Origin of the sequence: uncultured Sphingomonas sp., assembly GCF_934560975.1 — a bacterium.
In the GTDB taxonomy this organism is placed as follows: Bacteria; Pseudomonadota; Alphaproteobacteria; order Sphingomonadales; family Sphingomonadaceae; genus Sphingomonas_I.
Window position 1 is genome coordinate 352,096 of the sequence record NZ_CAKTFO010000001.1, and the last position, 22,144, is coordinate 374,239.

Below are 22,144 nucleotides of genomic sequence, written 5' to 3' on the forward strand. Positions count from 1 at the left end.
CCGAGCTAAGTTCGCCCAAAGATTAACCACGAAAACTCCAGGCGCCATCCGCTCAGAAAACCCCTGGCGCACAGGCGTCGCCACCAAATGCATTAATATCCCCCCTGTTCGGCGCCGTATGTTCCCACGGCGCCCTGCTGCTTCCTACCGCAGAGCTACCATCCCTGTCACCCCGGAGCCACGATGATCGAACGTCCCGCCATCCAGAGGGAGGCCTAGCCTTGCCCGACAAAGCTCTAACCATGAAGATGGTGTCCTCAGTTCAGACCCCTGTGCCGACCTCGTTCGGTGGCGACATGTCGCTGTTCGGGATCAACCTGTTCCTGATGACGGCCATGACCTTCCTGGGCATGATGCTGGCCTATCGGCAGGGCAGCCGCATCTGGGACCAGCGGCGGTACGACCACCCCCTGCACCCGGTTACTCTCTACCGGCTGGTCACGCTGCTGGCGGGTACGGGCATCACGCTCCGCTGCGGCGCGGAGGCGATGCTGCTGTGGGGCTGGAACCCGCTCGACCCCGCCACCACGGCGCGGGTGATCATGGCGAAGCGGTGGCTCGACCCGATCGCGGTCGGCTGCGGCTTCATGTGGATGTCGATCGTCATGCTGGGCGAGCCGGGGATCGAGCATCAGCTGCGCAAGGCGCCGCTGCCAGTCGACATGTGGTCGCGCTGGCCGGTGCTGGTGCGTGCCGGCGGCGTGATCGGCCTCAGCCTGATCGCGGCCATGTCGGCGGTGATCCTCCGGTGAGCCGGGTGGGGGCGGCCGGTGCGGCTACCGGCGCGAGCGTCCCTGTGGTGTGGGACTTTCTCGGCTATCATTTCGAGGCAGGGCCGCTGATCGTCGCGATCTGCGCCACGCTGATGACGCGGCTGATCGTGTCGCTGAACACCCCGACGCGGCCGAAGGTGCTGCTGGACGTGGCCGTCACCATGCTGTCGGTGCTGGTGTCGGCGCTGTGGGTGCAGGCCAATGCGCTGGCGCTGCTGCCGGCGGGGCTGAGCGGCATCGGCTTCGGCACCATGGGCATCACCATCATCACGCTGGCCAAGGGGCCGGCGGGAACAGCGTTGAAGGCCGCCTTCCGCGCCTTCCTCGGCAGCATGAACACCCCGCCCAAGTAGGGCGCACCCTTTCCACATCGGAGGTCTCATGAAGAACGTCGAACCGGCGTGGCTCGTCCGCGCCCGGTCGCTGCTGAACACGCGTGAAGCGCCCGGCACGGCCAACAACCCCACCATCCTCGGCTGGGCGAAGGCCGCCGGGATCAAGGTGCTGGGCATCGTCTACAATGCGGACAGCGTGCCGTGGTGCGGCGTGTTCGTGACCGAGTGCCTGCGCCATGCTGGCGTGAACCTGGGCAAGATGAAGGTCGGCGTGCGCGCCATGGCCTGGGCGACCTGGGGTGACCCGGTGAAGCTCGACCAGCTCGCGCCCGGCACCATCCTCGTCTTCCAGCGCCCAGCCGGCGGCCATGTCGGCTTCTATGTCGGCGAGGACCGGACGCATTTCCACGTCCTCGGCGGCAACCAGGGTGATCGCGTCTCGATCATGCGGCTGGAGAAGGCGCGCTGTGTCGCGGCGCGCTGGCCGTCCGACCAGCCGCTGCTTGGTCACCCTGTCGTGATGACGGCGACCGCTGGCGTGGCGGTGTCGAGGAACGAGGCGTGATCCGCCGCCTACTGCCGCCGCCGTGGAACTGGATCGTCGGGATCGTCGCGCCGCTGCTCCTGCTGGCGGGCGCATATGGGGTGGGCAACCTTCACGGTGCCCGGCGCGAGAACACCCGGCTCAGCACCAAATATGACGCCGCCATGCAGCGCGCGCTTCACGCGATGGAGATCACGGCCGAGCGGCTGAAGCGGATCCGCGCCGAGGCCGCCGCCGCCGATCTGGCGCACGCCCGCGCCGTCGAAGCCGCCCAGTCTCAGGCCACATTGGAGGAAAGTGATGCGTTTCAACGTCGCCTGGATGCCGCTCGCGCTCTTGCTGATGGCTATGCTCGCCAGCTGCGCGGCCAGGCTGCCCAAGGTGCAGCCGATCGAGGTGGTAGCGGGTCAGCGCACCAGCCCCAAGCTGCCCGACCCGCCGCCGGCGCTGCTGGAGCCGGTGCGATGCCCGTCCTGGATGACGGCGATCTGCTGATCTGCACCGAAAACACCGTGAAGGCTCAGGGCTGGTTCGCTTGGTGGAAGCGCATCCGCGCCATCCCCCGCTGACCCGGCCCGGCAGCACCATCACCAAGGAGAACGAGCATGACCAACGCTGAAACCGCCCGCACCCTGTTGGACGCGGCAAAAAAGGCGCTCGCCCAGGCGGGGTTGGAGGTTGTCGGCACAGCCGTGTCCGACACCGGCCAGTGTGTCCGCGTTGCGCTGCGCAACCCGCACTTCGTTGCCGAGGAGGTCGCCCATGGCGTTCAGCCTTAGGTGGGCCGACTACAAGGCATGCCGGTTCCTCCGACCGTCTGGCGAGTTCGTGAAGCTCAGCCCCACCGAGATGGAAATCCTCTCGGTCCTGATGCTGCGCCGGACGGTTGCGAGCACTGAGCTATTCGACATCGTCTATGGCGATAAGCCGGACGGTGGCCCGCTGTGGGGAGAGAACTCGATGACGAGCCACGTCTCCAACCTCAACAAAAAGCTGGCACCCGACTGGAAGATCCAGGGCTGGCCGCATACCCGCCTTTATGACCTGATCGACCTCCACGCGCCGAACGCGCTGCTGCGGGAGTATCGCAAGGCGGCGTGAGTTCTCAGGGCAGCAGTTCGACCGGCGCCAGCTTACGCGCGGCGGCGCTCACGATCGATACCGCCCCTTCTCGCACCAATAACGCACCTTCACGCCTGGCTGGCGCTGGAAAAGGTCGGCCGCCACAAAGCAGTTCTCACGGTTGTACTCTTCTGCATCGTCAGAGTCGAACGTAGCTACGTGCAGCCGTTGAACGCCGGGTACCGTTGATGAACGGTATAGCGTGTAGGTCGGGGTGCGCGGACCGCAAGCCGCGAGAGCCAGTGGCAGCACCAACATCATTGTCCGGTTCAAGATCATCCCCCTTGCCCGGCTCACCTCTTCTCCGGCGGCCGGCACCCACCGCTACGGCAGCACGTCGACCACCGCCAGCTCCTCCACCGCCCGCGCGCTCAACGTCCGCTCGAACGCAAACCCATTCGGCCCTTCGTCCATGTGCGGCTGGTAAGGCCGGCCCAGCCATTCCAAGAACTGTCGCTGATCCGCCTCGGTCCAGCTGCCGACCACCTGCTGGTAGATCCCGGCGGTGATCCAGTAATAATCACCCCCCTCGTCGCCCAGCATGTCGCGGCGTGCCTGCTGGATCAGCCGACGGACATAATCCACCTCGTCGGTCCGGCCGACGATAGCGGCGATCGAGCCTTCAGGGCTGGTCGGGCCAGCCCGGTAGCTCATGACAACGGCGCGCCCAGCTCTTGAGCCGCTATCCCGAAGTACCGTGCCAGCGCGTCCCGCTCACCATCCGGCAGCCGCTTCGGTGTCCCCTGGCGGACGTAGCGGCTGAGGTATGACGGTGCGCGGCCAACCAGCCGCGACAGCCCGGCATAGTCCTCGCCCTTGTCGACCACGAGACGCTGTAGGCGGCGGCGAGCCTGTTCGTCGGTGGCTTGTGGGGGGACTCGGATCAGCATGGGCGAGACATAATTGTTCCGCGTATGTTCTTCAATTCCAAGACACGTCCGCAGGCCGTAAGGTAACCGCCGGTTACCTTTTCCGGCCGAGCGGGGGTTCCGGGCTGCAACCCGGGAACCGACGGACCGAAGATCCGTCACGCGCGGCTGGCCTAGCCGCAACGCCCCGCGCCTGTGCACCAGGCGGGGCTTCCGTGAGTGAACATCGAAATGGAGTCTATGATTCGTGTGGCACCGGTCCGTCCGGCTGCCCCGTACCTTGGCGGCAAGCGCAATCTTGCCAGCCGCCTCTGCGCCATCCTGCGCGGCATCCCCCACCAGACATATGTTGAGCCATTCGTGGGCCTGGGAGGCATCTTCCTCCGCCGCGATCGGCGACCGCGCGCCGAGGTCATCAACGACCTGTCGGGCGACGTGGCGAACCTCTTCCGCATCCTCCAGCGCCACTACGAGGCGTTCATGGGTGAGCTGAAGTGGAAGTTGACCAGCCGGGCCGAGTTCGACCGTCTGCGTCGTGCTGACGCATCAACCCTGACCGACCTAGAGCGCGCCGCGCGGTTCCTGTACCTCCAGCGGCTTGCGTTCGGGGGCAAGGTGACCGGCCGCACGTTTGGCGTGGGCAAAGCCACGCCGGCGCGGTTCGACGTCACCAAGCTGGAGCCGATGCTGGCGGAGATCCACGAGCGGCTTGCCGGCGTGGTCATCGAGCAGCTGCCTTATGCGGACGTGATCCGGCGCTATGACGCCGCTGAGACCCTGTTCTATCTCGATCCGCCCTATGTCGACTGCGAGGACGATTATGGGGCGGGGTTCACGCCGGATGACTTCTTCCGGATGGCCGACCAGCTGGCGTCGATCCGTGGCCGCTTCGTGCTGTCGATCAATGATGCGCCGCTGGCGCGGGCGGCGTTTGGCCGGTTCGATCTGCGGGGAGTCGAGGTGACCTACACCGTAGCGAAGGGCATCGGTAAGCGGGTGGGAGAGCTGATCATTTCCAACGGTACTGCAATCTCGTAAAGGCGCTGCCTTCACGGGGGAGGTACAATGCGACGGATTGCGCTTGGCTTGTTGGTCTTTGGGACGGTCGCGAGCGCTAGGGAGGTGCCGCCTCCGTCTCCAATGCCGGACATTGTGAAGGTTCGCGACATGGCCGAGTCCGGGCTCAAGGCCAAGCTGATCGATCCCGCTTCCGCTATGTTTACCTACAGCAGCGGGTTCCAGTGGGGCTGGGTCGGCAAGATGATGGGTGGCCGAACTTGGGGCTGGATCGCGTGCGGTGCCGTCAACGCCAAGAACCGCCTGGGCGGTTATGTCGGTGCGGACCGTTTTTACGTCCTGTCAGACGCCAGCGGTGCCGTGACATGGGGTTATCTCAAAGCGTCGATGTCCACCTGCGACAACGGCACAGTCGTGCCAGTACAGCCTGAGCTACAGGCTACCGCCGGGGACGCTGCCCGCCAGGGCGGCAGCATCGGGGTTGCCGATGAACTCGCCAAGCTGGCGGGCCTGCGGGAGAAAGGCCTGCTTACCCAGGCAGAGTTCGACGCGCAGAAAGCAAAGCTGCTGGCGCGCTGATCGCGCTTAGCAGCTGAGCCAGCACCGCTCCGCATCATCCACCTGCTCGAACGCGTCGCCGTCGGCGCCGAGCAGCTGGAGCCGGCCGCGCACCTGGTCGGGCGTGGCGTCACGCGGGAACCCGCGATCGGCGCGCGCGGCGGTTGCTAGGTTGTCGATCCAGTCGCCGCGATCCTTCTGGGCCAGCAGCCAGCGGCCGAACGGTTCCCGCATTACCATCTCGCTCCCTTGCTCGACCAGCACGACCGGCTCCGGCTCGGCCGGATTGTTGGACATTTTGTCCATCAATTGCCCGCAGGGCACCTCCATGTGCGGCGCGGGACAATCCCGCAGGATAGACGCAATCTCAAGCTCCAGCCGTTCCCGAACGGCAGCACGCGGCGTGTCCATGGCTTTCATCCTTGCCGACTCGATGGCGTTCCGGATAGCAGATGTTCCATGTTTGTTCTACGGAGCGGGTAAGTGGGGTGGAACGATTTCAGCCTGCCCGGGTGCGGCGAGTGGTACGACAACGAGGACGGGAGCAGCCGGCAAGCAGAGCTGGCGATATGCAGGGTAGGGGAGGTGGCGCACCTGGTGCGCGAGCCGAACAACCCGCACGACGGCGCGGCCGTGGCGATCTTCAGCGCCAGGCAGATCCGCGTGGGCTACCTGCGGCGCGAGCGGGCCGTATGGATCGGCAGCAAGATCGATCGGGGATATGAAGTCCGAGCGATTGTCGAGCGGATACGCGGCGCGGACCTGCCGGGCTCGTCGCTGGGCATTCTGCTTCGGATCAACATGGAGGGCGACCAACCGGAGCTGCCCGTCGACCCCGACTGCGTGGTCAGGCGTGTGGCATGACATTAAAGGCAGGGCTGCAGCTCATCGCAAAACGAAAATTTGCGGCGGGGTACTTGTTGGGGTATCGAACACGAGCTTGATCTAGAGAATGGCTGAAAACAGCCTAAAAGCAACGTTGTTGTGACGGGCTCCCGCTCCGCCACTCGTTGACCTATCGGTTCTGAACGGAAGAAGCTGGCTCGAAAATTGGCCGCTTCCTGGCAATTTTGCCTTTCGGAAGAGACTTGCACAGAACTCGACGCAGGAGAACGGCGTCATTTTCGCCTGTTTCTCTCGGCGCCGACTGCCAGCGGTACGGGATCTCAAATTAGCATCAAAACCATGATGCGGGCTTGTCTTCCTTTGGACGACCATACGGTCATCACTCAATCCTACAGGCACTTAGCGGGCATGGCTGGCGCGGAACCAGGCTCTTTCAACGCGATCTGTCAGCCTGCGGGATCAGAACTTTGTGCCGCACGTGGAGTCCGCGCGATCTTTGTCCAAGCACGATGATGTCGCTGCCGTCTCGAAATCTGCCAACCCCAGCGGATCTTGCCTGACGAGTTGCTCAGCCGCAGTCGAGCCATCGCCCTGTATTCGCCTGTTCGGCCCTGTTCACACGCAAAATGTGTGTACCAAATGGCTTACGCCGCGTGTTGGTTTGCCAGATTTCCGGCGCATTCCCCTCCGATCTGATAGCGGCAGTAACAGGCTAAATATTCCCAATAACAGGCTTAAAAATCAGGCAAAGCAGGGGAGGATCAGGAGCCGGCTCGACACCAATTCCGGGCCTTGTGTCCTGCGGGTTTTCGAGGCATGAAGACGTTGCGGAGCTCGGAGGACCCGCGGAACGCCTCCCTATCAAGGAGGCGGCGTTGGCCGAGCCACTGCGTCCAATCGAGATGATTCCGACTGCGGAGATCGTTCCCTATCAGCGGAACGCGCGTAAGCACTCCAAGAAGCAGATCAACAAGATCATACGGTCGATCAAAGAGTTTGATGTCACAAACCCGCTTATCGTAGACGAGCAGAACGTACTTCTTGCGGGTCACGGCCGTCTTGAGGCGGCGAAGAGGCTCAATATGCGGGAGGTTCCATGCATCCGCATGATCGGATTGCGCGGTCCTCAGAAGGCGGCATACCGTCTTGCCGACAATGCCATAGCGGATGAGAGCACCTGGGACCTCGACCAGTTAGCGGACGAGATCAAGGTTATTACTTCTCTTGATTGTGATCCAGAATTAACCGGGTTCGATCAACCCGACATCGACCGCATTCTTGATGAGTTTGATCAGCGCGACCCCAAGCAGCTGGCGAAAGAAGATGCCGTACCGCCGCCAGACACGTTGGACAGCGCAACCACGCATTTCGGCGACGAGTGGATATTAGGGAATCACAAGTTAGTTTGCGGCAACGCACGAGACAAAAGCGCAATCGCTATACTCATGGGCGGCGCGTCAGCTGACGTAATTTTTACTGACCCGCCGTGGAATGTTCCAATTATGGGTCATGTTAGCGGCAAAGGCAAGAACAAACGTCGTGAATTCTTCGAAGCGAGCGGGGAAATGTCGCAGCCTGAGTTCCTTGCTTTTCTAAATGAGACCTTCGGCAACGCTGGATCGGTATGCCGTGATGGGGCGATTGCCTATGTCTGCATTGATTGGCGAGGCTTATTGGCAGTCCTAACCGTGTGCCAGACGCTCTTTAGCGAGCTTAAGAACATCATCGTCTGGAACAAGCGGAACGCCGGCATGGGGACCTTCTACCGCTCGCAGCATGAGCTCGTCGTGGTCTGCAAGGTCGGCAGCGGCGCTCATACGAACAACTTTGGCCTCGGGGAGCGTGGCCGGCATAGATCTAATGTATGGACCTATGCTGGCGCCAATAGCTTCGGCAAAAGCAGGGACGAAGAGCTTGCCATGCATCCAACGGTCAAACCTGTCGCGATGATCGCGGATGCACTGAGGGACGTTAGCAACCGCGGTGAACTGATCCTCGATCCCTTTGGAGGCTCAGGCAGCACGTTGATTGCGGCGGAAAAAACAGGCCGCTGTGCCCGGCTGCTCGAGATCGATCCGATCTACTGTGATGTTATTATTCGGCGTTGGCAGAAGCAGACCGGCAAGACGGCAATCCTAGCGGACGGCCGGTGTTTCGAGGAGGTTGAAGCATCCCGTACGGCTGCTGCCGAGGAGATCGACGGATGAGCGATCAGGAGGATCCGAAGCCATTCAAGGACACGAGGTTCAAGCCCAAGCAATCCGGCAATCCAAAAGGCCGCCCGCGCAACTCCCGACGCGCTGCCGTTCCAAGCCAGCTCATGAAGGACATCATCAAGGCTGGAGAGGAAAAAGTTACGGTAACGATTAGTGGTAAGCAGACTATTGTCACAATGAATGAAGCGCTGATTCGAGCGCTGCAAAAGCACGCGTTAGCTGGCAAGGTGTACGCGATGAAGGCCTGGTTCGACCTTCTGCGTGATGCTCTTCAAGAAAACGTCATTCGAGAGCCTGTGTTCAGGTTGGTCGATGACATGGCGATCCATCTGCGAGCAAGGGGGCTTGACCCGAGTAATGATCCAATGCTTGACGCGGTCGCTAAGAGGTCGAGGAAGCCCGACTAGCTAATCAATGATCAAACTCCGCTGCCGCGCGGGTCGGGAGAGCTCCGGGGCAGCGGAGGTTAAGGTGAATCTGATAGCGGAAGGGTGAGGCTGTTGGAACAGCAAACCGACGCCGACCTTGGATCGCCTCAAGCCAGTTGACCAGCAACGGTTCTGCCTTCGGCCGCGCCGAGAGCCGCGATGATCTCCGCGCCCAGCTGTCGCGTGTTGCGTGGGCTGCCTGCACCGTTGAGCAGCGAAATTCCGAGTTCTCCGGCAAGCTCGCGCAATATCGGCTTTGCTGGGCTTACAGGCTGCCCGTCACGTTCAACAACGATCGTGCCATTCTCATATTGAATGACGCGGTGGCTGTTCGAGCTCGCCTGTTTCGCGATGAGGAGGTGATCAAGTGAGATCGGCTCTCGCCGAACTGTCCGCGTGGGGTAGATCAGATCCCCTGTCGTATCGGGAGCGGCTTCGTGTAGGCGGTCAATCGGGCAGTCCAGCAGTTCCTCGATCGAAGCTTCGCCTTCATCTACGTTGACGCGCAACACGATCACACGATCGACGTGCTGGATCGTGCTTCTGCGGAAGCTCACATGGGTGGACGTCGTCACCGTCTTTACCGAAATGCGTTCACTATCGGCACTGACGACGTCATAGCCATGTTGGTTGGTGGCTAGCGCCATCTGACCTCGGGTGATCATCGCCGCGTAGAGCTCGCCGATACGACCGGTGAGATGCCCTAGCTGCGCTGGCTGGACGCCCCACGCGAGCTCCTTCTCGAACCAGGCGAGCGCCTCGCCGAGCGAGCGGATGATTTGCACCTGGGATAGCGACATATGCCCTCCGTTAGAAGGTGCGGTCCGCTTCGCCCTGGGCTCACTCGTCGCACCTATGTCCATCTCGGGGCGACGGCCTGAGCCGGATGTTGGAAACCTGATCGCTAGAGCAGGCGCATGCGCCTTTACCGGCGGGCCGGCTGGACATGCGCGCATGCCACCCGGCCTCAGCAAAGCTGCGACCGAGTTCTAGCGATTGGGGTTTCCACGCCCCGCTCCCGGCTTTCACGGGAGCCGGACCAGATTGCTCTGGCGGGGAAGGAAGGCAAGTGGAATGTGCGCGAGGCGCCGCTGATCGGACGCGACAAGCCGATCACGGCCGACGATCGGCCGCACGTCGATTAGTGGCCAGATCCTCTTCGCAAACGAGGTTCTCCAGCGTGCACTGGACCAGCGCGGCTGACGCTCGCTAACGCCCTGCTCGTGGCCGACACACTCACCCCAGCCGAGCGGAGCGAACGCATGGCCCGCGTGGCGGGGCGAGACACCAAGCCCGAGCTGGTCGTTCGCCGGCTGCTATGGGCCATGGGCTACCGCTATCGCCTGCATGCGCGTGACCTGCCGGGTAAGCCGGACATCGTCCTGCGCGGCCGCAAGCGCGCGATCTTCGTGCATGGCTGCTTCTGGCACCGTCATCCCGATCCCACGTGCAAGCTCGCGCGCATGCCCAAGAGCCGGCTGGACTTCTGGGGTCCCAAGCTCGAGGGCAATCGCCTTCGTGACGAAGCCAATCTGGCGGGGCTTAAGGCATCGGGCTGGCGCGTGCTGCTTGTCTGGGAGTGCGAGTTGCGAGATAGGGAACGTTTAGGAAACAAATTGCGTGGGCTCATCGAGGGAGAGCATGAAGGCGATTGAGCTTTTCGCGGGCGCGGGTGGCTTGGGTATCGGCGTGTGCCGAGCCGGGTTCATGCCTATCGACCTGGTCGAGCGGGATCGCTGGTGCTGTGACACGCTGCGAGAGAACCGTCGGCGTGGTGCGCCCGCGCTGAAGCATTGGCCGGAACCGCGCGAGGGCGATGTCCGTGGCTTCTCGTTCACCCAGTTCGAGAGTCGCGTGGACCTGGTTACGGGTCACCCGCCCTGTCAGCCATTCTCGCTCGGCGGCCGTCACCGCGCGCACGAGGACCAGCGCGACATGTGGTCGGAAGCCGTGCGGGTGGTGCGCGAGACCCGTCCCCAAGCCTTCATCTTCGAGAATGTGAAGGGGCTCACCCGCGAGACCTTCTCGACCTACTTCTCCTATCATCTTCCTGCGGCTGTCCTATCCGGAGATCCTGCTCCGCGCCGATGAGAGCTGGGTTGATCACCGCGCGCGGCTGGAACAGCATCATACCTCCAACGGCTCCAGCGCGCTCAGCTACCGCGTGCTGCCGCCTAAAGTGTTGAACGCGGCCAATTATGGGGTTCCGCAGAAGCGGGAGCGGGTGTTCTTCGTGGGATTCCGCTCGGATCTTGGCGTCAAATGGTCGTTCCCGCGTGAGACGCATGGCCGAGACGCGCTGCTATGGAGTCAGCATCGCTCAGGTGACTATTGGGAGCGGCATGGCGTGGCCAGGCGCCACCGTCCACTGGAGGGCAAGGGCGGCGAGCTGGCGGCGAAGCTCACGCGCGAACCAAGCCTGTTGTCTTGGCGGACAACCCGCGACGCGCTGGTGGGCCTGCCAAACCCTGAGTTGAACCCGACCGCCAGCTGTGACCTCGCCGATCACCGCTTCCAGCCCGGCGCGCGGAGCTATCCCGGCCACACCGGCAGCCCGCTCGACGAACCCGCCAAAACCCTGAAGGCTGGCGTCCATGGCGTGCCTGGCGGCGAGAATATGCTGCGTAGGCCCGACGGCTCGGTGCGCTACTTCTCCGTGCGCGAGAGTGCCCGGCTGCAGACGTTCCCGGACGAGTTCGTCTTCCATGGCGCCTGGTCGGAGACCATGCGCCAGCTCGGCAACGCGGTGCCGGTCGACCTGGCCGAGGTGGTGGCCAAGTCGGTCAAGAAGCATCTCGACGCTGCCCAGCGGCGTGATAGTCTTGGCCATGAGCGAGATCTACAACCCCCTCGATAGGGTCAATCTCGGCAAGTCGGTCGCCGACGCGCTCCTCCAGCAACCCGCGCGCCCGCTGGGCTAGATCGGGAGTTTCGAGGGCGCCGGCATCTACGTGCTCTATTATCGTGGACCGTACGCGGCTTACGCGCCGATCGCTCGCGCCAATGCCGAGGCGGCGGTCTGGCCGATCTACATCGGCAAGGCGATCCCGTCAGGCGGGCGCAAGGGCGCCAGCCTGTCGGCGAGCGCGCGGGGCACGCCGCTGTTCAAGCGGTTGATGGAGCATCGTGAGAGTGTCGAGGCAACCGAGCGGGCGACCGGCTCGCTCACCGTCGCGGACTTCCAGGCACGTTATCTCACCGTTGATGATCTGGATACCGCTCGGGGAAAGCCTGCTGATCGCACGCTTTCGTCCGATCTGGAACGTGGTGCTCGATGGGTTCGGCAATCATGATCCTGGCAAGGGACGCTACAATGGCGCGCGGCCGCTGTGGGATGTGCTGCATCCCGGACGCGGGTGGGCGAAACGCTGTGCCGCGCGCACCGAAACGGTGGAGGAGATTCATGGCCGGATTGGCGAGTATCTCGAGGCTCATCCGGTAGCGGATTGATTTGGCTCGAGACCGAGCTCGCTAACGCCGGGGGAGAAGCGACTTCAAGGCTCAGCAGCTCGCAAGTTTTGGACCTCGCTCCAGTTTCAGCGGCTGCTTAGTGGGTGTCAGAACCGCTCGGTTTTGACACTTAGGTTCTTCATTCGGCGGATTACGGCCGAGTCACCCCAACGTATCAAACCGGCATAAGCGGTTCTCCGTCTGGGCTCAGGCGGTGGCCGCTAGTCGCCTAGAAGCTAAAACCCGTCTGCGTTGGCGGGGGCGTTGCACCGTGCACCTCGTGCACGACGTAGCTGGGTTTGCCGATTGCGAGCCCCTGCGCGTTAAGCTTGACCGTCTCGGTCATACTTACGTCCAACGTCGTGTTTGGCGGCGCTGCAACGCGATTGTGCTGGAAGTCGTCCAGCCAGTACGCGGCCTTATCGGCCATCTCGGCGTCGATCGCCTTGCCTTGATAAAGCAGCGCCCACCGTGCGCCCCCCTCGTACTGCGCGGCCTTGATCCGCACGACGCCACGGATCTTCGACACGCTCTCGGTTGGCGCGTCCTCGGTGGTGATTGGCGGCGCAGCAATGATCTCGTGCGCGGTTCGGCGGTCGATCTGCGTCACCGGCCGATTGTCGTGCAGGAAGGTGACGTCCTCGTAACCTTCGCGTTCCAGTGGCTTGAGCACCGCCTTTACGTTCTTCGTCACGTCCGGATCGACAAGGAGCTTGGCCGTCTCGGTTGGTACCTGGATCGACTGGATGTGCACGTCGCCCGCGATGTTGACGATGGTCGTGCCGGTCTGACTGCCGGTAGTGAGTGTCACGCCGGGCTTTGCGTCCTGCTTGCCCCCGTAGATGCGCTTGAGGAGGCCGAAGAGACCCAGCCCCGAGCCGCTAATGATGCCGACCCACTCGGCAATGTCCTTAGCCGTGGCGACGTCTTTGTGACCGATCAGGACAGCAGCCTGGTCGAAGATCGATTGAACGAGGCTGAGATCGAGCTGGAAGCACTGCTGCTCGACGTCAGCATCTACCATGACGCGGATCGAAACTGCGTCGCCGTTGAATTTCCGGTTGGCGATCTGGACGATTTCGGCCATCGCGAGAAGGGCGGGGGCGAGGTCCTGCACGTCCATCTCATGACCGGCGAGCGCCGGGCCGTCGTATCTGATCCTGGTGCGAACGTGCCGCGCCACTTCTGCCATCCTGATCACCCCTTCCGCAGCGGCTTAGCACATAGCATCAGCCGAGCTAGTAAATGAGCGGGGGGCAGCAGGGGCGGCAACGATGAACGAAGTGGTTGAAGTCACAGGCGATGAAGACGCGGACTACAAGCTTCGGCTGCTGATCGACACGTGCGTGTGGCTCGACATCGCCAAGGATTACAGACAGCGCCCGACGATCGGCGCGCTGGAGGAATTGGTGAAAGCTGGCGTGATCGGCCTCATCGTGCCGAGGCAGGTTATCGACGAGTTCAGCCGAAACAAGGAACGGATCATCAAGGAGAGCGGGCAGAGCCTCGCCAGCACATTCCGGCGCGTAAAGGACGCAGTCAAGCAGTTCGGCGAGGATGATGGTCGGGACGAGGCGCTGCGGCAACTCAGCGACGTTGATCATCGCATCACGCTTTTGGGCGAGGCGGTAAACGACGCCATCGGCCGTATAGAGGCACTGTTTGTCGAAGCCGAAGTCCTAGAGACTGACGATGAGACCCTCCTCGCGGCGGCGCAAAGAGCCGTCGACAAGCGGGCGCCGTTCCATAAGCCGAAGAACAGCATGGGCGATGCTATCCTGATCGAGCTGTACGCTCGTGCACTCGCCGAGGATGAAAGCGGTGGTGGCGACGTGTTCGCCTTCGTTACCCACAACAAGCACGACTTCAGCGCACCCACCGGCGACGAGCGCCAGCCCCACCCCGACTTTGCCGATCTCTTCCGGGGCGAGGCGTCGATCTATTCGCTGAACCTCAACGCGCTGCTGAACGAGCAGGCACCGGACTGGCTGGAGGAGCTGCAAGCCGAGTTCGAGTACGAAGAGGAGCCGCGAAGGCTCTCCGAGATCGTAGGAGAGATCGAACTCTTGGTGCGGAAGATCTGGTACAATCGGCACTGGGGACGCCGTATTGCGATCGAGGAAGGACGCATCAAGGTGCTGCCGGATGCCGAGTATTCGCGAACACCCTACAAGCCCGACGAGATCCTAGACACGATCTGGGCTGGCGCGCTCGAATCTGCTAGGCGAACCGAGGAGGAGATCGGCCTTGAGAACCTAGGTCCCTGGTCAGACTTCGAGTGGGGCATGCTAAACGGCAAGCTGAGCGCGCTGCGCTGGGTACTCGGCGACGACTGGGACATGTTGGACACGTAACAGCAGCTTTGGAGGTGCAGGTACGACGGCTGCATGGCGGATGGGATGATCAATGCTTCTTGAGGATCATAGGCGCCGCGTGACGCGGCTTCTTCGCGGCGAGCGCAAGGTCACTGACCTCCATAGCCTGTTCTCCGATTTGCGTATGCAGCAGCCCGGACGCGCCAGCATTCAGGAGATCGGCCACTTCGCCGCCCACCGCCACGAGAGGGACGCGGGCATCAGCCTGGCGCGCGCTAACGACATCCAGACAAGCGCTAAGTTGTGGCACCTTCAGTTCGCCGGCATCAAGCCAAATGCTCAGCACCTAAAGGAGGCGGGGCGCGCCAACCTCAGAATTATGCCGGATGAACGGATCAAGGAAAGGCTCGGCATCTCCCGTCAGACGGCCGAGCAGTCCTTCGCCAAAGCGATCAGGAAATACGAGGCGGGCCGTTCGCTTAAGGACCGGGAGCTCCAAGTTCTGAAAGTGTTTGGTCTCAGTATGATGTGGCAGTTCGCGTTCAGCGACAAGGCGCTGTGGCCGGACTTCGTTGACCTGCTTGTGGCTGAAGGGTCTTTAACAGAGCAGGACAGAGCCCGGTTTGAACCCGTTTCTACCTTCGTGAGCCTCTACGCGCTCAACATCATGCACGGCGCACGGTTAAAAATGGCCGATGGTAAAATGGCCCAGCTCAGGCTGGCTGCATCGGAGGAAGGCGGATTTCTCCGGATCAAAGCCGATATACCTGTTAGCGACGCGCCGAAGCCGATCACCACGAGCGTTCCGATGTTCGAGACTTCGCTGATGGCAGGCGACCATTGTGATCCCAATCTCCTCACCATGATTGACGAGCCGATACCGGCGGAGATCGAAGGCGAAAGACTAGTCGCACTTGCCTAAGCCGGTGAACATCGTTTTTGGCTGGCTTACGACATTGAGGTGTCACAACCGGACGGTTTTGACGCTGCGGGCCCGGCCACAGTTTTTCAAGGATTTAGAGGTGTCAGAATTCTACGGCATTATGTCCCTTGCTGAACCTGCGGGCATACGCTTCAACGGCCTACATTGGGGCCGCATGGCGCCAGCTGAGAACTCCTTGCTCGCACGGGTAGCATTAGGCAGCATCCGCCCCATGAAGTCTGGCATTACGCGCGGCCGTCTCGCCTTATCCCGCCAGCAGGGCCTTGGCCTGTGCCTGCCAGCAGGGCGCCACCGCATCGCTGGCGACCAGCGCGGTGGCGGTCAGGCCCGCGCGCTGGCGCCCGGTGAGCATGGCCTTGACCACCTCTGGCGAGAGAAAAGCCAGCCGCAGCACGCGGGTGACATAGGCGGGACTGATACCTTCGCGTTGGGCAAGCCGGGTCACGTCTATTTCCCCTTCTCGCAGAGCGCGCCAATAAAGCTGCGCTTGCCCCAGCAGCCGGATCAACGCCGTCTCGCTCTGGGCATCCACCACCCGGCTGCCGCCCTGGATCAGCCGCATGGCGCGACCCGAGCGGGTCAGTCGCACCGGGACGGTGAGCCGGAGGGTGGGGGTGGCACCCTCGTCCGGGGTGACGGTGAGGGCGGTGGCAAGCGCCGTCGTATCCACCTCGATCTCGAGCCCCTTGGCGATGAGCTGGACCATGGCGATCAGCGGCCGCACCCGCTCCGGCTCGCGCTGGCGCAGCAGGCTCCCAAGTTGGCGTGCGCGCGCGGCAAAGCCGGCAATGTCGTTGGCCGCCACATCAAGCCCGGCCCGCTCCATCAGCGTCAGCGGATCCTCCACGGCAACGGCAAGCGTCTCGCACACCGCCGCTTCAAGATCCCGCGCTGGCATGCGGATCCCGCTTCCGCCACTGCCATGCTGGAGGGCGTGGCTGACATAATAGGAATAGCGCACCTTGCCCTTGCTGGTGTGGACCGGGACCAGCGGCGCGCCCGTCTCATCCACGATCCGGCCGGCAAACAGCGCGGCGCGTGGTGCGCGTGTATAGCTGTCGCCCGCCCGGTTCTCTGCCAGTCGGGCCTGGACCTGCTCCCACATGTCTCGGTCGATGATCGCCTGCTGCAGGCCCTGGTAGGTCTTGCCGCCGTGATGGACCTCGCCGACATAGGTCGGGCAGCGCAGCATCTTGTAGAGCTGGCCGCGCGAGAAGGGGCGTGCTCCAATCGGCTTACCGGTGATGAGCGTGCGCGCGGGCGCGGTGATCTCCATCTCGCTTAGCTCCGCTTCGAGCAGGCGGACGTTGCCGAGCGCGAGATAACGCTGGAAGATCGTCCGCACGAGGGCGGCATGATCCTCGATGATGGCCAGGCTGCGCCCATCCGGCGCGTAGCCGACCGGCGGGATCCCGCCCATCCACATGCCCTTGGCTTTGGAGGCGGCGATCTTGTCGCGGATGCGCTCGGCGGTGACCTCGCGCTCGAACTGGGCAAAGGACAACAGCATGTTGAGGGTGAGCCGTCCCATGCTGCTGGTGGTGTTGAACGCCTGGGTGATCGAGACGAACGAAGTGCCGGTCTTCTCAAACGCTTCCACCAGCTTGGCGAAGTCGAACAAGGAGCGCGACAGCCGATCGACCTTGTAGACCACCACGATGTCGATCCGTCCGGCGGCCATATCCGCCATCAGTCGGCGGAGCGCCGGGCGCTCGAGCGTACCGCCCGAGATCCCGCCATCGTCATAGCGCTCGGGGAGCGCCGTCCAGCCTTCACCGGCCTGGCTCAGGATGTAGGCGGCGCAGGCCTCGTGCTGGGCGTCGAGCGAGTTGAAGCCCTGCTCCAGTCCCTCGTCGCTCGACTTGCGGGTGTAGATCGCACAGCGGACCGGCTTCATGCCGCCACCTGCTGCTTACGGCTTTTCAGCCCGAAGAAGGCGGGACCCGACCAGCGGGTGCCGGTGATGGCGCAGGCGACCGCGCTCAGCGACGCATAAGCCCGCCCGTTCCAGCTGACACCGCCATCCTCGCCGACGGTCACCACATGCGCCTTGCCGTTCCACTCGCGCACCAGCCGCATGCCCGGCACCGCCGCGCTGGTGCGGGTGCGGCCACGCGCGACCTGCTCCAGCTTCTGCTGGAGCGTGCGCGAGAGGCCGCCATGCGCGCGCGCCTGGATCTCCCAGGCCAGGGCCAGGCGCATCAGGCTCGGGCTGATGCGCGGGCGCGGCGTTCCGGTCAGCCGCACCCACTCGGCCCGGAGCTCATGCGAGGACATGGCCTGCAGTCCGGCGAGCGTCTCGTCCAGGCCGCGCATCAGGCTGCCACCACGACCGTGTAGCAGGTCATATCGTCGCGTTTGCCGCGCGCCACCTCATGGCCCTTCTTGCGCAGGCCGGTGAGGGCGGCCCGCATCGTGTGTGGCAGCCAGCCGGTAGCGCTGGTCAGCTCCGCCATCGAAGCGCCGCCCTCGCGCTGGAGCAGCTCCAGCACCAGCGCCGACTTGATCACGCGGGCAGGTGCCGGGGCGGGGGCGGGGGACGCGGGCTCTGGCGCATCGTCATCCGCATCCACAGGCGCGGCTTCGGCTGGCTCGATGCCGATGGCGGTCAGCCCAGCCGGCGTGATGTAAAGGCCAAAGCTTAGGTCGCCCTCGGTGCGGGCGATGCAGTCGATGTCGCTAGTCTCGCGCTCTTCGAGCATCGCCAGGGCGACAAGGCTGGCGATGGCCTTGCCGACGCGTGCGCCGGCGGGGTTGAGGATGGCGGGCAGGGGATGGAGGCTGCCGCTGTCGCGCTGGGCGGCGGTCGAGAGCAGGATGCTCTGGGTGTCGTTGAGCTTGGGCATATACGTGGTCTCCGCTTGGAGAACGGCATCAATGCCGCTTCCACGGACCCCAGCCCCGGGGATCGACACATCCGGGGCGGCGCGGGGCTTTGAGCATTCGGCCTCCGCGACGCAGCTGTTCGCTCTGGTCGGCTACGAAGTCGAGTGATGTTTGCAGCGGGCGGCCGTTTCAGCAAATGGGGCCGCAAGACGACCGCTCGCGGACATCCTTGCTTCGTTACCGATCCGTTCTAAACAACCCTGAAGACCAGGGGGGATAGATGTTCGGGAAGCTGTACTGTGCCGCTATGGTTCTGCTCGCCGGGGCATCGGCGGCGCATTCCGCGGAGCCAGATGCCGCGCCGATACCGGCTTCGGTGAGCGCGCTTACGGGATGCTGGGAAGGGCGCGGCGAGGTGATGAGCAAACCCGTCGTTATATTTATCACCGCATACCCGATTGTACGCGGTGCGATGGTGGCGCTGGAAGCCGCGAGTAGCGCCATCGCGGATCCGCAGGACCAATATGCCGCGCACTTGGTCTTTGGTGGATCCGACAAACAGCCGGGATCAAAGGTTGATCATATCGTCGGATACTGGGCGGATAGCTTTGGTGGCGCGTTCGCGGCGACCGGACAGGGCGAGAGCCGCGCGGATGGTTTCGACATCACCTACCACTATCCCGACGACGCGTTCGTGAACCGCTGGCGCTTCTCGGGTGATCAACTCACGTGGCGGATCGTGGCGCGAGACGGCAAAGGCGCTGAAAAGCCGTTTGCCAGTTACGCGTTCCACAAGACGGCTTGCCGATCTTCGACCGATCCCCGCTGAGTTCATATGCGTCTGGTACGGCGCCGCCAGCGCTGAGCGCCACCCAGCAAGAAGCTGGACGTCGGGCAATGCTTCATCTCGGACCTCGCAAACTGACCGGGCAGAGCGGCTGCTCCCCGGGTCAAACATTCGGGTGGAACTTGCTGCACGATTAACGGAACTGACGATCTTTGATCCCGTTGATTTAGAACAAAAATACCAGGAGACGCGGGATGGCTCAGGCATGTGCGCTTACGGAAGGCGCCTTTGGCGCTTGGACAGACGGCAAGGCCGCCAAGCCCTACCTGCGAGCCCTCGGCCACGAACGATTATCCGCTGCTTTCCCGCTCGATCCGAACGCGACTCGCGCCGCAACCGTGCTCGCGGACGCCGGCCTGAAGGCTATGCTGTGTGCGTGGATAGAAGAGCGCTACGGCGCTGGCGGCGACTAGGTCGTGAACCCCTAAACGATCGCTACTGGATCGAGCCTTAAACGTCCGACTTGGGTGGATTTCGGTCCGGCCGCTTTGAAGGGCTGACAACACCATCCCCGCCGTTCGTTAAGCTGGAAAAAGCTTCAATTGCGAAGCGCTCGGCAAGCGGTCTTGTATCAACGCAGCGGTTCTCACACCGCGAACCGGACGAGGCAGCTGGACTCATGCCGCGTATCCATTATGTTCTCGCCTTGAATCCAACGATCGGAGCGAACATGGCCGGACCGCGTGTCTTCACCAGCTTTGCAATCGAGGACGCCAACCTGCGCACGCTGCTCGTTGGTCAGGCCCGCAACGACCGGATCGATTTCGAGTTGGTGGACTACTCCGTCAAAGAGCCCTGGAGCTCAGCATGGAAGACCGCCTGCCGTGCCAGGATCAAGACCTGTCGCGCAATGATCGGCATCGTTACGTGGAACACGCCCAAGGCGGAAGGTGCATTGTGGGAGATGCAGTGCGGACTGGAGGAGGGCCTTCCGCTGCTAGCGATCCACGGCTCGCAGTCGGACGCGGGCGTCCGGCTGCCCGGCACCTTAAGCAGCCTAGCGGTTCATCCCTGGAGCCACGCCACCATCGCCAATTTCTTACGTCGGGTCTGAGCGACGGATGCGGCTGGCACTCTGCGTTGGCATCGACGCTTATGATGGATGTCCGCTGTCGGGATGCGTCGCGGACGCGAACGCCGTTGCCGATCTCTTGGCTCGCGACGAGGACGGCACCCCGAACTTCACTGTCGATCTGATCACGTCCGATAACGCTCGCATCACGCGCGGCTCGCTGCGGAAAGCCGTGCGGGATCTCTTCTCGCGGTCTGACCCTGACATCGCGCTTTTCTACTTCGCAGGCCATGGCGGCCGGGAACGAGCCAGCGGATCTCTCATCACTCAGGATGCAGCGCCAAACGACGAGGGGGTGTCGATGGCCGACATCATCGGCTGGGCCAACGACTGCAAGGCCAAGGAGCGCATAATCGTGCTCGACTGCTGCCACGCCGACTCTATAAGCGAGCAGCTCGCCAGCCCGGGCAAGGTGCCGATCGCTGAAGGCGTAACGGTCATCTCGGCCTGTCGATCGGACCAGTTTGCCGCCGAACGCAACGGACGCGGGCTCTTCACGAGCCATTTCTGCGACGCGCTGGACGGCGGAGCCGCCGACGTGCGCGGTTGCGTGACCCTCGGCGGTCTTTACGCCTACGTTAGCGAGGTGATGAGTCATCGCGACCAGCGACCAATGTTCCAGACGAGCCTCGCACGCGTTTCAGCGCTGAGGAAGGCCGAGGCCGCCGTGTCGGACCAAAAGCTGCGCCAGCTTCCCCAAATCTTCCCGGCCAAAGACCACAGGCTCGCTCTCGACTCCAGCTACGAGCCGACGGCCGAGCCGAGGCATGACGCGAACGAGGCCGTTTTCTCTCTCCTCCAGCAATGCCGTGCGGCGCGTCTGGTTGTGCCTTCCACCCACGACCACCTTTACGACGCTGCCATGAATGACGGCGCCTGTGAGCTGACGCCCCTCGGTCAGTTCTACTGGAGCGCGGTCAAGGCGCACCGCATATGAAGGTAGGAATCACCGGCCATCAACGTCGGGTCGGAGCCGATTGGTCGTGGGTCTCGAATACACTGCACGCCGACTTGCGCGCTCTCGGCTCACCCCTCGATGGTTACTCAAGCCTAGCTGCCGGAGCAGACCAGTTGTTCGCCCGCGCAGTTCTCGATGTCGGAGGACGCCACCATGCTGTCATCCCGCTTAACGACTACGCCAGCAGCTTCGACGACGAGAATGCCGCAACGGCCTACCGCGCCCTTTTAGCCCTGTCCTGTCCTGTTCAACTGTACGGGTCAGATGATCCCCAACGCGCCTTCTTCGACGCGGGTGCCTGGATCGTGCAGCACGTCGACCTGCTGCTTGCCGTCTGGGATGGCGAGCCGGCTCAAGGGCTGGGCGGAACCGCAGACATCGTCGCCCTTGCCCGAAATCGGACGCTCGCAACTATAGTTCTCGATCCCGTCGCACGAACTCGGACCAGGAGCGCCTGATGCCCATAAAGGTCTTTATCTCGCATCAGCAGCAGGACTCTGTGCTGGCCGGCAGCGTGGCGTATCGGCTAAAGGCCCACCACCAGATCGACAGCTATCTCGACCTGATCGACCCCAACGTGCGCCGGGGTGAGGATCTTGCGGCGCACCTGCGCGCCGTTATGGGGACGTGCACGCAACTGCTCGCGGTCGTGTCGGCCGCCACGCGGGAGTCGCAATGGGTTCCTTGGGAGATCGGCGTCGCGACGGAGAAGAACTTCCCGCTCGCGACTTATTCCAGCAGTATGACGCCGCCGCCGGAGTTTTTGCGCAAGTGGCCCTACCTGCGCAGCGACGCGGACCTCGACACCTACGCCCGGATCTCGAAGCAGGCCGAGCAGGAATACCGGAACAAGAGCGTGTCGTTTTCCGAAGGCTACGCCCGTTCACAGGCCACGGCGGGCTTCTTCTCCTCCCTTCGTAGTGCTCTGGGACAATAGAAGAAGCGCACACGTGCGCCAGCTGAAAGAACGCCCGGTCCGAAGAATGCACGCAGTGGGCGTGAGTAACCGTGTTTGGGTTAGCGCC

Annotated in this window: 29 protein-coding genes and 1 pseudogene; 23 read left to right on the forward strand and 7 right to left on the reverse strand. The window is 63.2% G+C overall.

Annotated elements, in window-relative coordinates; translation table 11 throughout:
- Positions 1–242 precede the first annotated feature (242 nt).
- The 6 genes from Q0D93_RS01650 to Q0D93_RS01675 are packed head-to-tail and all read left to right on the forward strand — an operon-like array spanning position 243 to position 2,753.
- Entirely contained in the window at positions 243–752 is a 510-nt protein-coding gene (locus tag Q0D93_RS01650; RefSeq protein ID WP_294390473.1) for a hypothetical protein, read from the forward strand.
- Positions 749–1,126, forward strand: a complete 378-nt coding sequence (locus Q0D93_RS01655; protein WP_294390476.1) for a hypothetical protein — start codon at positions 749–751, stop codon at positions 1,124–1,126. Before Q0D93_RS01650 ends, Q0D93_RS01655 begins: the two co-directional genes overlap by 4 nt.
- 28 nt (positions 1,127–1,154) lie before the next feature.
- The gene (locus Q0D93_RS01660) at positions 1,155–1,673 is read left to right on the forward strand and encodes a TIGR02594 family protein (RefSeq protein WP_294390479.1); all 519 of its coding nucleotides are present in this window, start codon (positions 1,155–1,157) and stop codon (positions 1,671–1,673) included.
- A complete protein-coding gene (locus Q0D93_RS01665; protein ID WP_294390481.1) occupies positions 1,670–2,221 on the forward strand; it encodes a hypothetical protein in 552 nt (183 codons plus the stop codon). Before Q0D93_RS01660 ends, Q0D93_RS01665 begins: the two co-directional genes overlap by 4 nt.
- A gap of 36 nt (positions 2,222–2,257) precedes the next feature.
- A complete protein-coding gene (locus tag Q0D93_RS01670) occupies positions 2,258–2,431 on the forward strand; it encodes a hypothetical protein (RefSeq protein ID WP_294390483.1) in 174 nt (57 codons plus the stop codon).
- Complete coding sequence (locus Q0D93_RS01675; RefSeq protein WP_294390486.1) at positions 2,415–2,753, forward strand: helix-turn-helix domain-containing protein; 339 nt, start codon at positions 2,415–2,417, stop codon at positions 2,751–2,753. The genes Q0D93_RS01670 and Q0D93_RS01675 overlap by 17 nt, the downstream gene beginning before the upstream one ends.
- Before the next feature lie 345 nt (positions 2,754–3,098).
- Here Q0D93_RS01675 and Q0D93_RS01680 read toward each other — a convergent pair whose 3' ends face one another.
- Entirely contained in the window at positions 3,099–3,428 is a 330-nt protein-coding gene (locus tag Q0D93_RS01680; RefSeq protein WP_294390490.1) for a hypothetical protein, read from the reverse strand.
- A gap of 446 nt (positions 3,429–3,874) precedes the next feature.
- On the opposite strand from Q0D93_RS01680, the gene Q0D93_RS01685 reads away from it, so the two are divergent.
- Together Q0D93_RS01685 and Q0D93_RS01690 are read left to right on the forward strand one after the other, a co-directional pair.
- On the forward strand, positions 3,875–4,681 hold the full coding sequence (locus Q0D93_RS01685) for a DNA adenine methylase (protein WP_294390492.1): 807 nt from the start codon (positions 3,875–3,877) through the stop codon (positions 4,679–4,681).
- A 129-nt stretch (positions 4,682–4,810) separates the two neighbouring features.
- Positions 4,811–5,239, forward strand: coding sequence for an SHOCT domain-containing protein (locus tag Q0D93_RS01690; RefSeq protein ID WP_294390497.1), 429 nt, complete (start codon positions 4,811–4,813; stop codon positions 5,237–5,239).
- Between the two features lie 6 nt (positions 5,240–5,245).
- Here Q0D93_RS01690 and Q0D93_RS01695 read toward each other — a convergent pair whose 3' ends face one another.
- The gene (locus Q0D93_RS01695) at positions 5,246–5,629 is read right to left on the reverse strand and encodes a hypothetical protein (RefSeq protein ID WP_294390500.1); all 384 of its coding nucleotides are present in this window, start codon (positions 5,627–5,629) and stop codon (positions 5,246–5,248) included.
- A 174-nt stretch (positions 5,630–5,803) separates the two neighbouring features.
- Here Q0D93_RS01695 and Q0D93_RS01700 point away from each other — a divergent pair, with 174 nt between their 5' ends.
- From Q0D93_RS01700 to Q0D93_RS01710, 3 genes are all read left to right on the forward strand, one after another.
- A complete protein-coding gene (locus Q0D93_RS01700) occupies positions 5,804–6,082 on the forward strand; it encodes an HIRAN domain-containing protein (protein ID WP_366510234.1) in 279 nt (92 codons plus the stop codon).
- An 857-nt stretch (positions 6,083–6,939) separates the two neighbouring features.
- Complete coding sequence (locus tag Q0D93_RS01705) at positions 6,940–8,271, forward strand: site-specific DNA-methyltransferase (RefSeq protein WP_294390507.1); 1,332 nt, start codon at positions 6,940–6,942, stop codon at positions 8,269–8,271.
- Complete coding sequence (locus Q0D93_RS01710) at positions 8,268–8,687, forward strand: DUF5681 domain-containing protein (protein ID WP_294390512.1); 420 nt, start codon at positions 8,268–8,270, stop codon at positions 8,685–8,687. Before Q0D93_RS01705 ends, Q0D93_RS01710 begins: the two co-directional genes overlap by 4 nt.
- A 128-nt stretch (positions 8,688–8,815) precedes the next feature.
- Here Q0D93_RS01710 and Q0D93_RS01715 read toward each other — a convergent pair whose 3' ends face one another.
- Positions 8,816–9,508: a hypothetical protein gene (locus Q0D93_RS01715; RefSeq protein WP_294390514.1), complete on the reverse strand. Its 693-nt coding sequence runs from the start codon at positions 9,506–9,508 to the stop codon at positions 8,816–8,818.
- A 423-nt stretch (positions 9,509–9,931) separates the two neighbouring features.
- Here Q0D93_RS01715 and vsr point away from each other — a divergent pair, with 423 nt between their 5' ends.
- The 4 genes and pseudogenes from vsr (at position 9,932) to Q0D93_RS01735 (ending at position 12,158) form a co-directional block, all read left to right on the forward strand.
- Complete coding sequence (gene vsr, locus Q0D93_RS01720; protein ID WP_294390517.1) at positions 9,932–10,363, forward strand: DNA mismatch endonuclease Vsr; 432 nt, start codon at positions 9,932–9,934, stop codon at positions 10,361–10,363.
- Positions 10,350–10,799: a DNA cytosine methyltransferase gene (locus Q0D93_RS01725; RefSeq protein WP_294390519.1), complete on the forward strand. Its 450-nt coding sequence runs from the start codon at positions 10,350–10,352 to the stop codon at positions 10,797–10,799. The genes vsr and Q0D93_RS01725 overlap by 14 nt, the downstream gene beginning before the upstream one ends.
- Positions 10,800–10,872: 73 nt before the next feature.
- Positions 10,873–11,565 (forward strand): DNA cytosine methyltransferase, encoded by a 693-nt coding sequence (locus Q0D93_RS01730; RefSeq protein WP_294390522.1) that lies wholly within the window; start codon positions 10,873–10,875, stop codon positions 11,563–11,565.
- A 94-nt stretch (positions 11,566–11,659) separates the two neighbouring features.
- Positions 11,660–12,158, forward strand: a pseudogene (locus Q0D93_RS01735) (Eco29kI family restriction endonuclease).
- 229 nt (positions 12,159–12,387) lie between these two features.
- On the opposite strand, the gene Q0D93_RS01740 reads toward Q0D93_RS01735, so the two are convergent.
- Positions 12,388–13,350, reverse strand: coding sequence for a hypothetical protein (locus Q0D93_RS01740; protein WP_294390528.1), 963 nt, complete (start codon positions 13,348–13,350; stop codon positions 12,388–12,390).
- A gap of 82 nt (positions 13,351–13,432) precedes the next feature.
- Between Q0D93_RS01740 and Q0D93_RS01745 the strand changes: the two genes are divergently transcribed.
- Entirely contained in the window at positions 13,433–14,512 is a 1,080-nt protein-coding gene (locus tag Q0D93_RS01745; protein ID WP_294390531.1) for a PIN domain-containing protein, read from the forward strand.
- 79 nt (positions 14,513–14,591) lie between these two features.
- A complete protein-coding gene (locus Q0D93_RS01750) occupies positions 14,592–15,395 on the forward strand; it encodes a hypothetical protein (protein ID WP_294390534.1) in 804 nt (267 codons plus the stop codon).
- A 265-nt stretch (positions 15,396–15,660) separates the two neighbouring features.
- Here Q0D93_RS01750 and Q0D93_RS01755 read toward each other — a convergent pair whose 3' ends face one another.
- The 3 genes from Q0D93_RS01755 to Q0D93_RS01765 are packed head-to-tail and all read right to left on the reverse strand — an operon-like array spanning position 15,661 to position 18,262.
- Positions 15,661–17,313 (reverse strand): recombinase family protein, encoded by a 1,653-nt coding sequence (locus Q0D93_RS01755; RefSeq protein ID WP_294390537.1) that lies wholly within the window; start codon positions 17,311–17,313, stop codon positions 15,661–15,663.
- Entirely contained in the window at positions 17,310–17,732 is a 423-nt protein-coding gene (locus tag Q0D93_RS01760) for a DUF2924 domain-containing protein (protein WP_294390540.1), read from the reverse strand. The genes Q0D93_RS01755 and Q0D93_RS01760 overlap by 4 nt, the downstream gene beginning before the upstream one ends.
- Positions 17,732–18,262: a DUF3489 domain-containing protein gene (locus Q0D93_RS01765; protein WP_294390543.1), complete on the reverse strand. Its 531-nt coding sequence runs from the start codon at positions 18,260–18,262 to the stop codon at positions 17,732–17,734. Before Q0D93_RS01765 ends, Q0D93_RS01760 begins: the two co-directional genes overlap by 1 nt.
- A gap of 260 nt (positions 18,263–18,522) precedes the next feature.
- On the opposite strand from Q0D93_RS01765, the gene Q0D93_RS01770 reads away from it, so the two are divergent.
- The 6 genes from Q0D93_RS01770 to Q0D93_RS01795 all read left to right on the forward strand — a co-directional run bounded on the left by Q0D93_RS01770 (position 18,523) and on the right by Q0D93_RS01795 (position 22,056).
- Positions 18,523–19,071 (forward strand): hypothetical protein, encoded by a 549-nt coding sequence (locus Q0D93_RS01770; RefSeq protein WP_294390548.1) that lies wholly within the window; start codon positions 18,523–18,525, stop codon positions 19,069–19,071.
- Between the two features lie 212 nt (positions 19,072–19,283).
- Positions 19,284–19,502 (forward strand): hypothetical protein, encoded by a 219-nt coding sequence (locus Q0D93_RS01775; protein WP_294390550.1) that lies wholly within the window; start codon positions 19,284–19,286, stop codon positions 19,500–19,502.
- A gap of 257 nt (positions 19,503–19,759) precedes the next feature.
- Positions 19,760–20,143 (forward strand): hypothetical protein, encoded by a 384-nt coding sequence (locus Q0D93_RS01780; RefSeq protein WP_294390552.1) that lies wholly within the window; start codon positions 19,760–19,762, stop codon positions 20,141–20,143.
- Between the two features lie 7 nt (positions 20,144–20,150).
- The gene (locus tag Q0D93_RS01785; RefSeq protein WP_294390555.1) at positions 20,151–21,098 is read left to right on the forward strand and encodes a caspase family protein; all 948 of its coding nucleotides are present in this window, start codon (positions 20,151–20,153) and stop codon (positions 21,096–21,098) included.
- Positions 21,095–21,577: a hypothetical protein gene (locus Q0D93_RS01790; protein ID WP_294390558.1), complete on the forward strand. Its 483-nt coding sequence runs from the start codon at positions 21,095–21,097 to the stop codon at positions 21,575–21,577. Before Q0D93_RS01785 ends, Q0D93_RS01790 begins: the two co-directional genes overlap by 4 nt.
- Positions 21,577–22,056, forward strand: a complete 480-nt coding sequence (locus Q0D93_RS01795) for a toll/interleukin-1 receptor domain-containing protein (RefSeq protein WP_294390561.1) — start codon at positions 21,577–21,579, stop codon at positions 22,054–22,056. Before Q0D93_RS01790 ends, Q0D93_RS01795 begins: the two co-directional genes overlap by 1 nt.
- The last annotated feature ends 88 nt before the right edge of the window (positions 22,057–22,144 follow it).

Coding starts and splice junctions, on each gene's coding strand:
- Q0D93_RS01755 (WP_294390537.1), bottom strand. CDS start 17,313: ATGAAGCCGGTCCGCTGTGCGATCTACACCCGCAAGTCGAGCGACGAG.
- Q0D93_RS01765 (WP_294390543.1), bottom strand. CDS start 18,262: ATGCCCAAGCTCAACGACACCCAGAGCATCCTGCTCTCGACCGCCGCC.
- Q0D93_RS01760 (WP_294390540.1), bottom strand. CDS start 17,732: ATGCGCGGCCTGGACGAGACGCTCGCCGGACTGCAGGCCATGTCCTCG.
- Q0D93_RS01770 (WP_294390548.1), top strand. CDS start 18,523: ATGTTCGGGAAGCTGTACTGTGCCGCTATGGTTCTGCTCGCCGGGGCA.
- Q0D93_RS01660 (WP_294390479.1), top strand. CDS start 1,155: ATGAAGAACGTCGAACCGGCGTGGCTCGTCCGCGCCCGGTCGCTGCTG.
- Q0D93_RS01650 (WP_294390473.1), top strand. CDS start 243: ATGAAGATGGTGTCCTCAGTTCAGACCCCTGTGCCGACCTCGTTCGGT.
- Q0D93_RS01745 (WP_294390531.1), top strand. CDS start 13,433: ATGAACGAAGTGGTTGAAGTCACAGGCGATGAAGACGCGGACTACAAG.
- Q0D93_RS01670 (WP_294390483.1), top strand. CDS start 2,258: ATGACCAACGCTGAAACCGCCCGCACCCTGTTGGACGCGGCAAAAAAG.
- Q0D93_RS01775 (WP_294390550.1), top strand. CDS start 19,284: ATGGCTCAGGCATGTGCGCTTACGGAAGGCGCCTTTGGCGCTTGGACA.
- Q0D93_RS01785 (WP_294390555.1), top strand. CDS start 20,151: ATGCGGCTGGCACTCTGCGTTGGCATCGACGCTTATGATGGATGTCCG.
- Q0D93_RS01710 (WP_294390512.1), top strand. CDS start 8,268: ATGAGCGATCAGGAGGATCCGAAGCCATTCAAGGACACGAGGTTCAAG.
- Q0D93_RS01675 (WP_294390486.1), top strand. CDS start 2,415: ATGGCGTTCAGCCTTAGGTGGGCCGACTACAAGGCATGCCGGTTCCTC.
- Q0D93_RS01690 (WP_294390497.1), top strand. CDS start 4,811: ATGGCCGAGTCCGGGCTCAAGGCCAAGCTGATCGATCCCGCTTCCGCT.
- Q0D93_RS01795 (WP_294390561.1), top strand. CDS start 21,577: ATGCCCATAAAGGTCTTTATCTCGCATCAGCAGCAGGACTCTGTGCTG.
- Q0D93_RS01740 (WP_294390528.1), bottom strand. CDS start 13,350: ATGGCAGAAGTGGCGCGGCACGTTCGCACCAGGATCAGATACGACGGC.
- Q0D93_RS01715 (WP_294390514.1), bottom strand. CDS start 9,508: ATGTCGCTATCCCAGGTGCAAATCATCCGCTCGCTCGGCGAGGCGCTC.
- Q0D93_RS01680 (WP_294390490.1), bottom strand. CDS start 3,428: ATGAGCTACCGGGCTGGCCCGACCAGCCCTGAAGGCTCGATCGCCGCT.
- Q0D93_RS01780 (WP_294390552.1), top strand. CDS start 19,760: ATGGCCGGACCGCGTGTCTTCACCAGCTTTGCAATCGAGGACGCCAAC.
- Q0D93_RS01725 (WP_294390519.1), top strand. CDS start 10,350: ATGAAGGCGATTGAGCTTTTCGCGGGCGCGGGTGGCTTGGGTATCGGC.
- Q0D93_RS01695 (WP_294390500.1), bottom strand. CDS start 5,629: ATGGACACGCCGCGTGCTGCCGTTCGGGAACGGCTGGAGCTTGAGATT.
- Q0D93_RS01790 (WP_294390558.1), top strand. CDS start 21,095: ATGAAGGTAGGAATCACCGGCCATCAACGTCGGGTCGGAGCCGATTGG.
- Q0D93_RS01685 (WP_294390492.1), top strand. CDS start 3,875: ATGGAGTCTATGATTCGTGTGGCACCGGTCCGTCCGGCTGCCCCGTAC.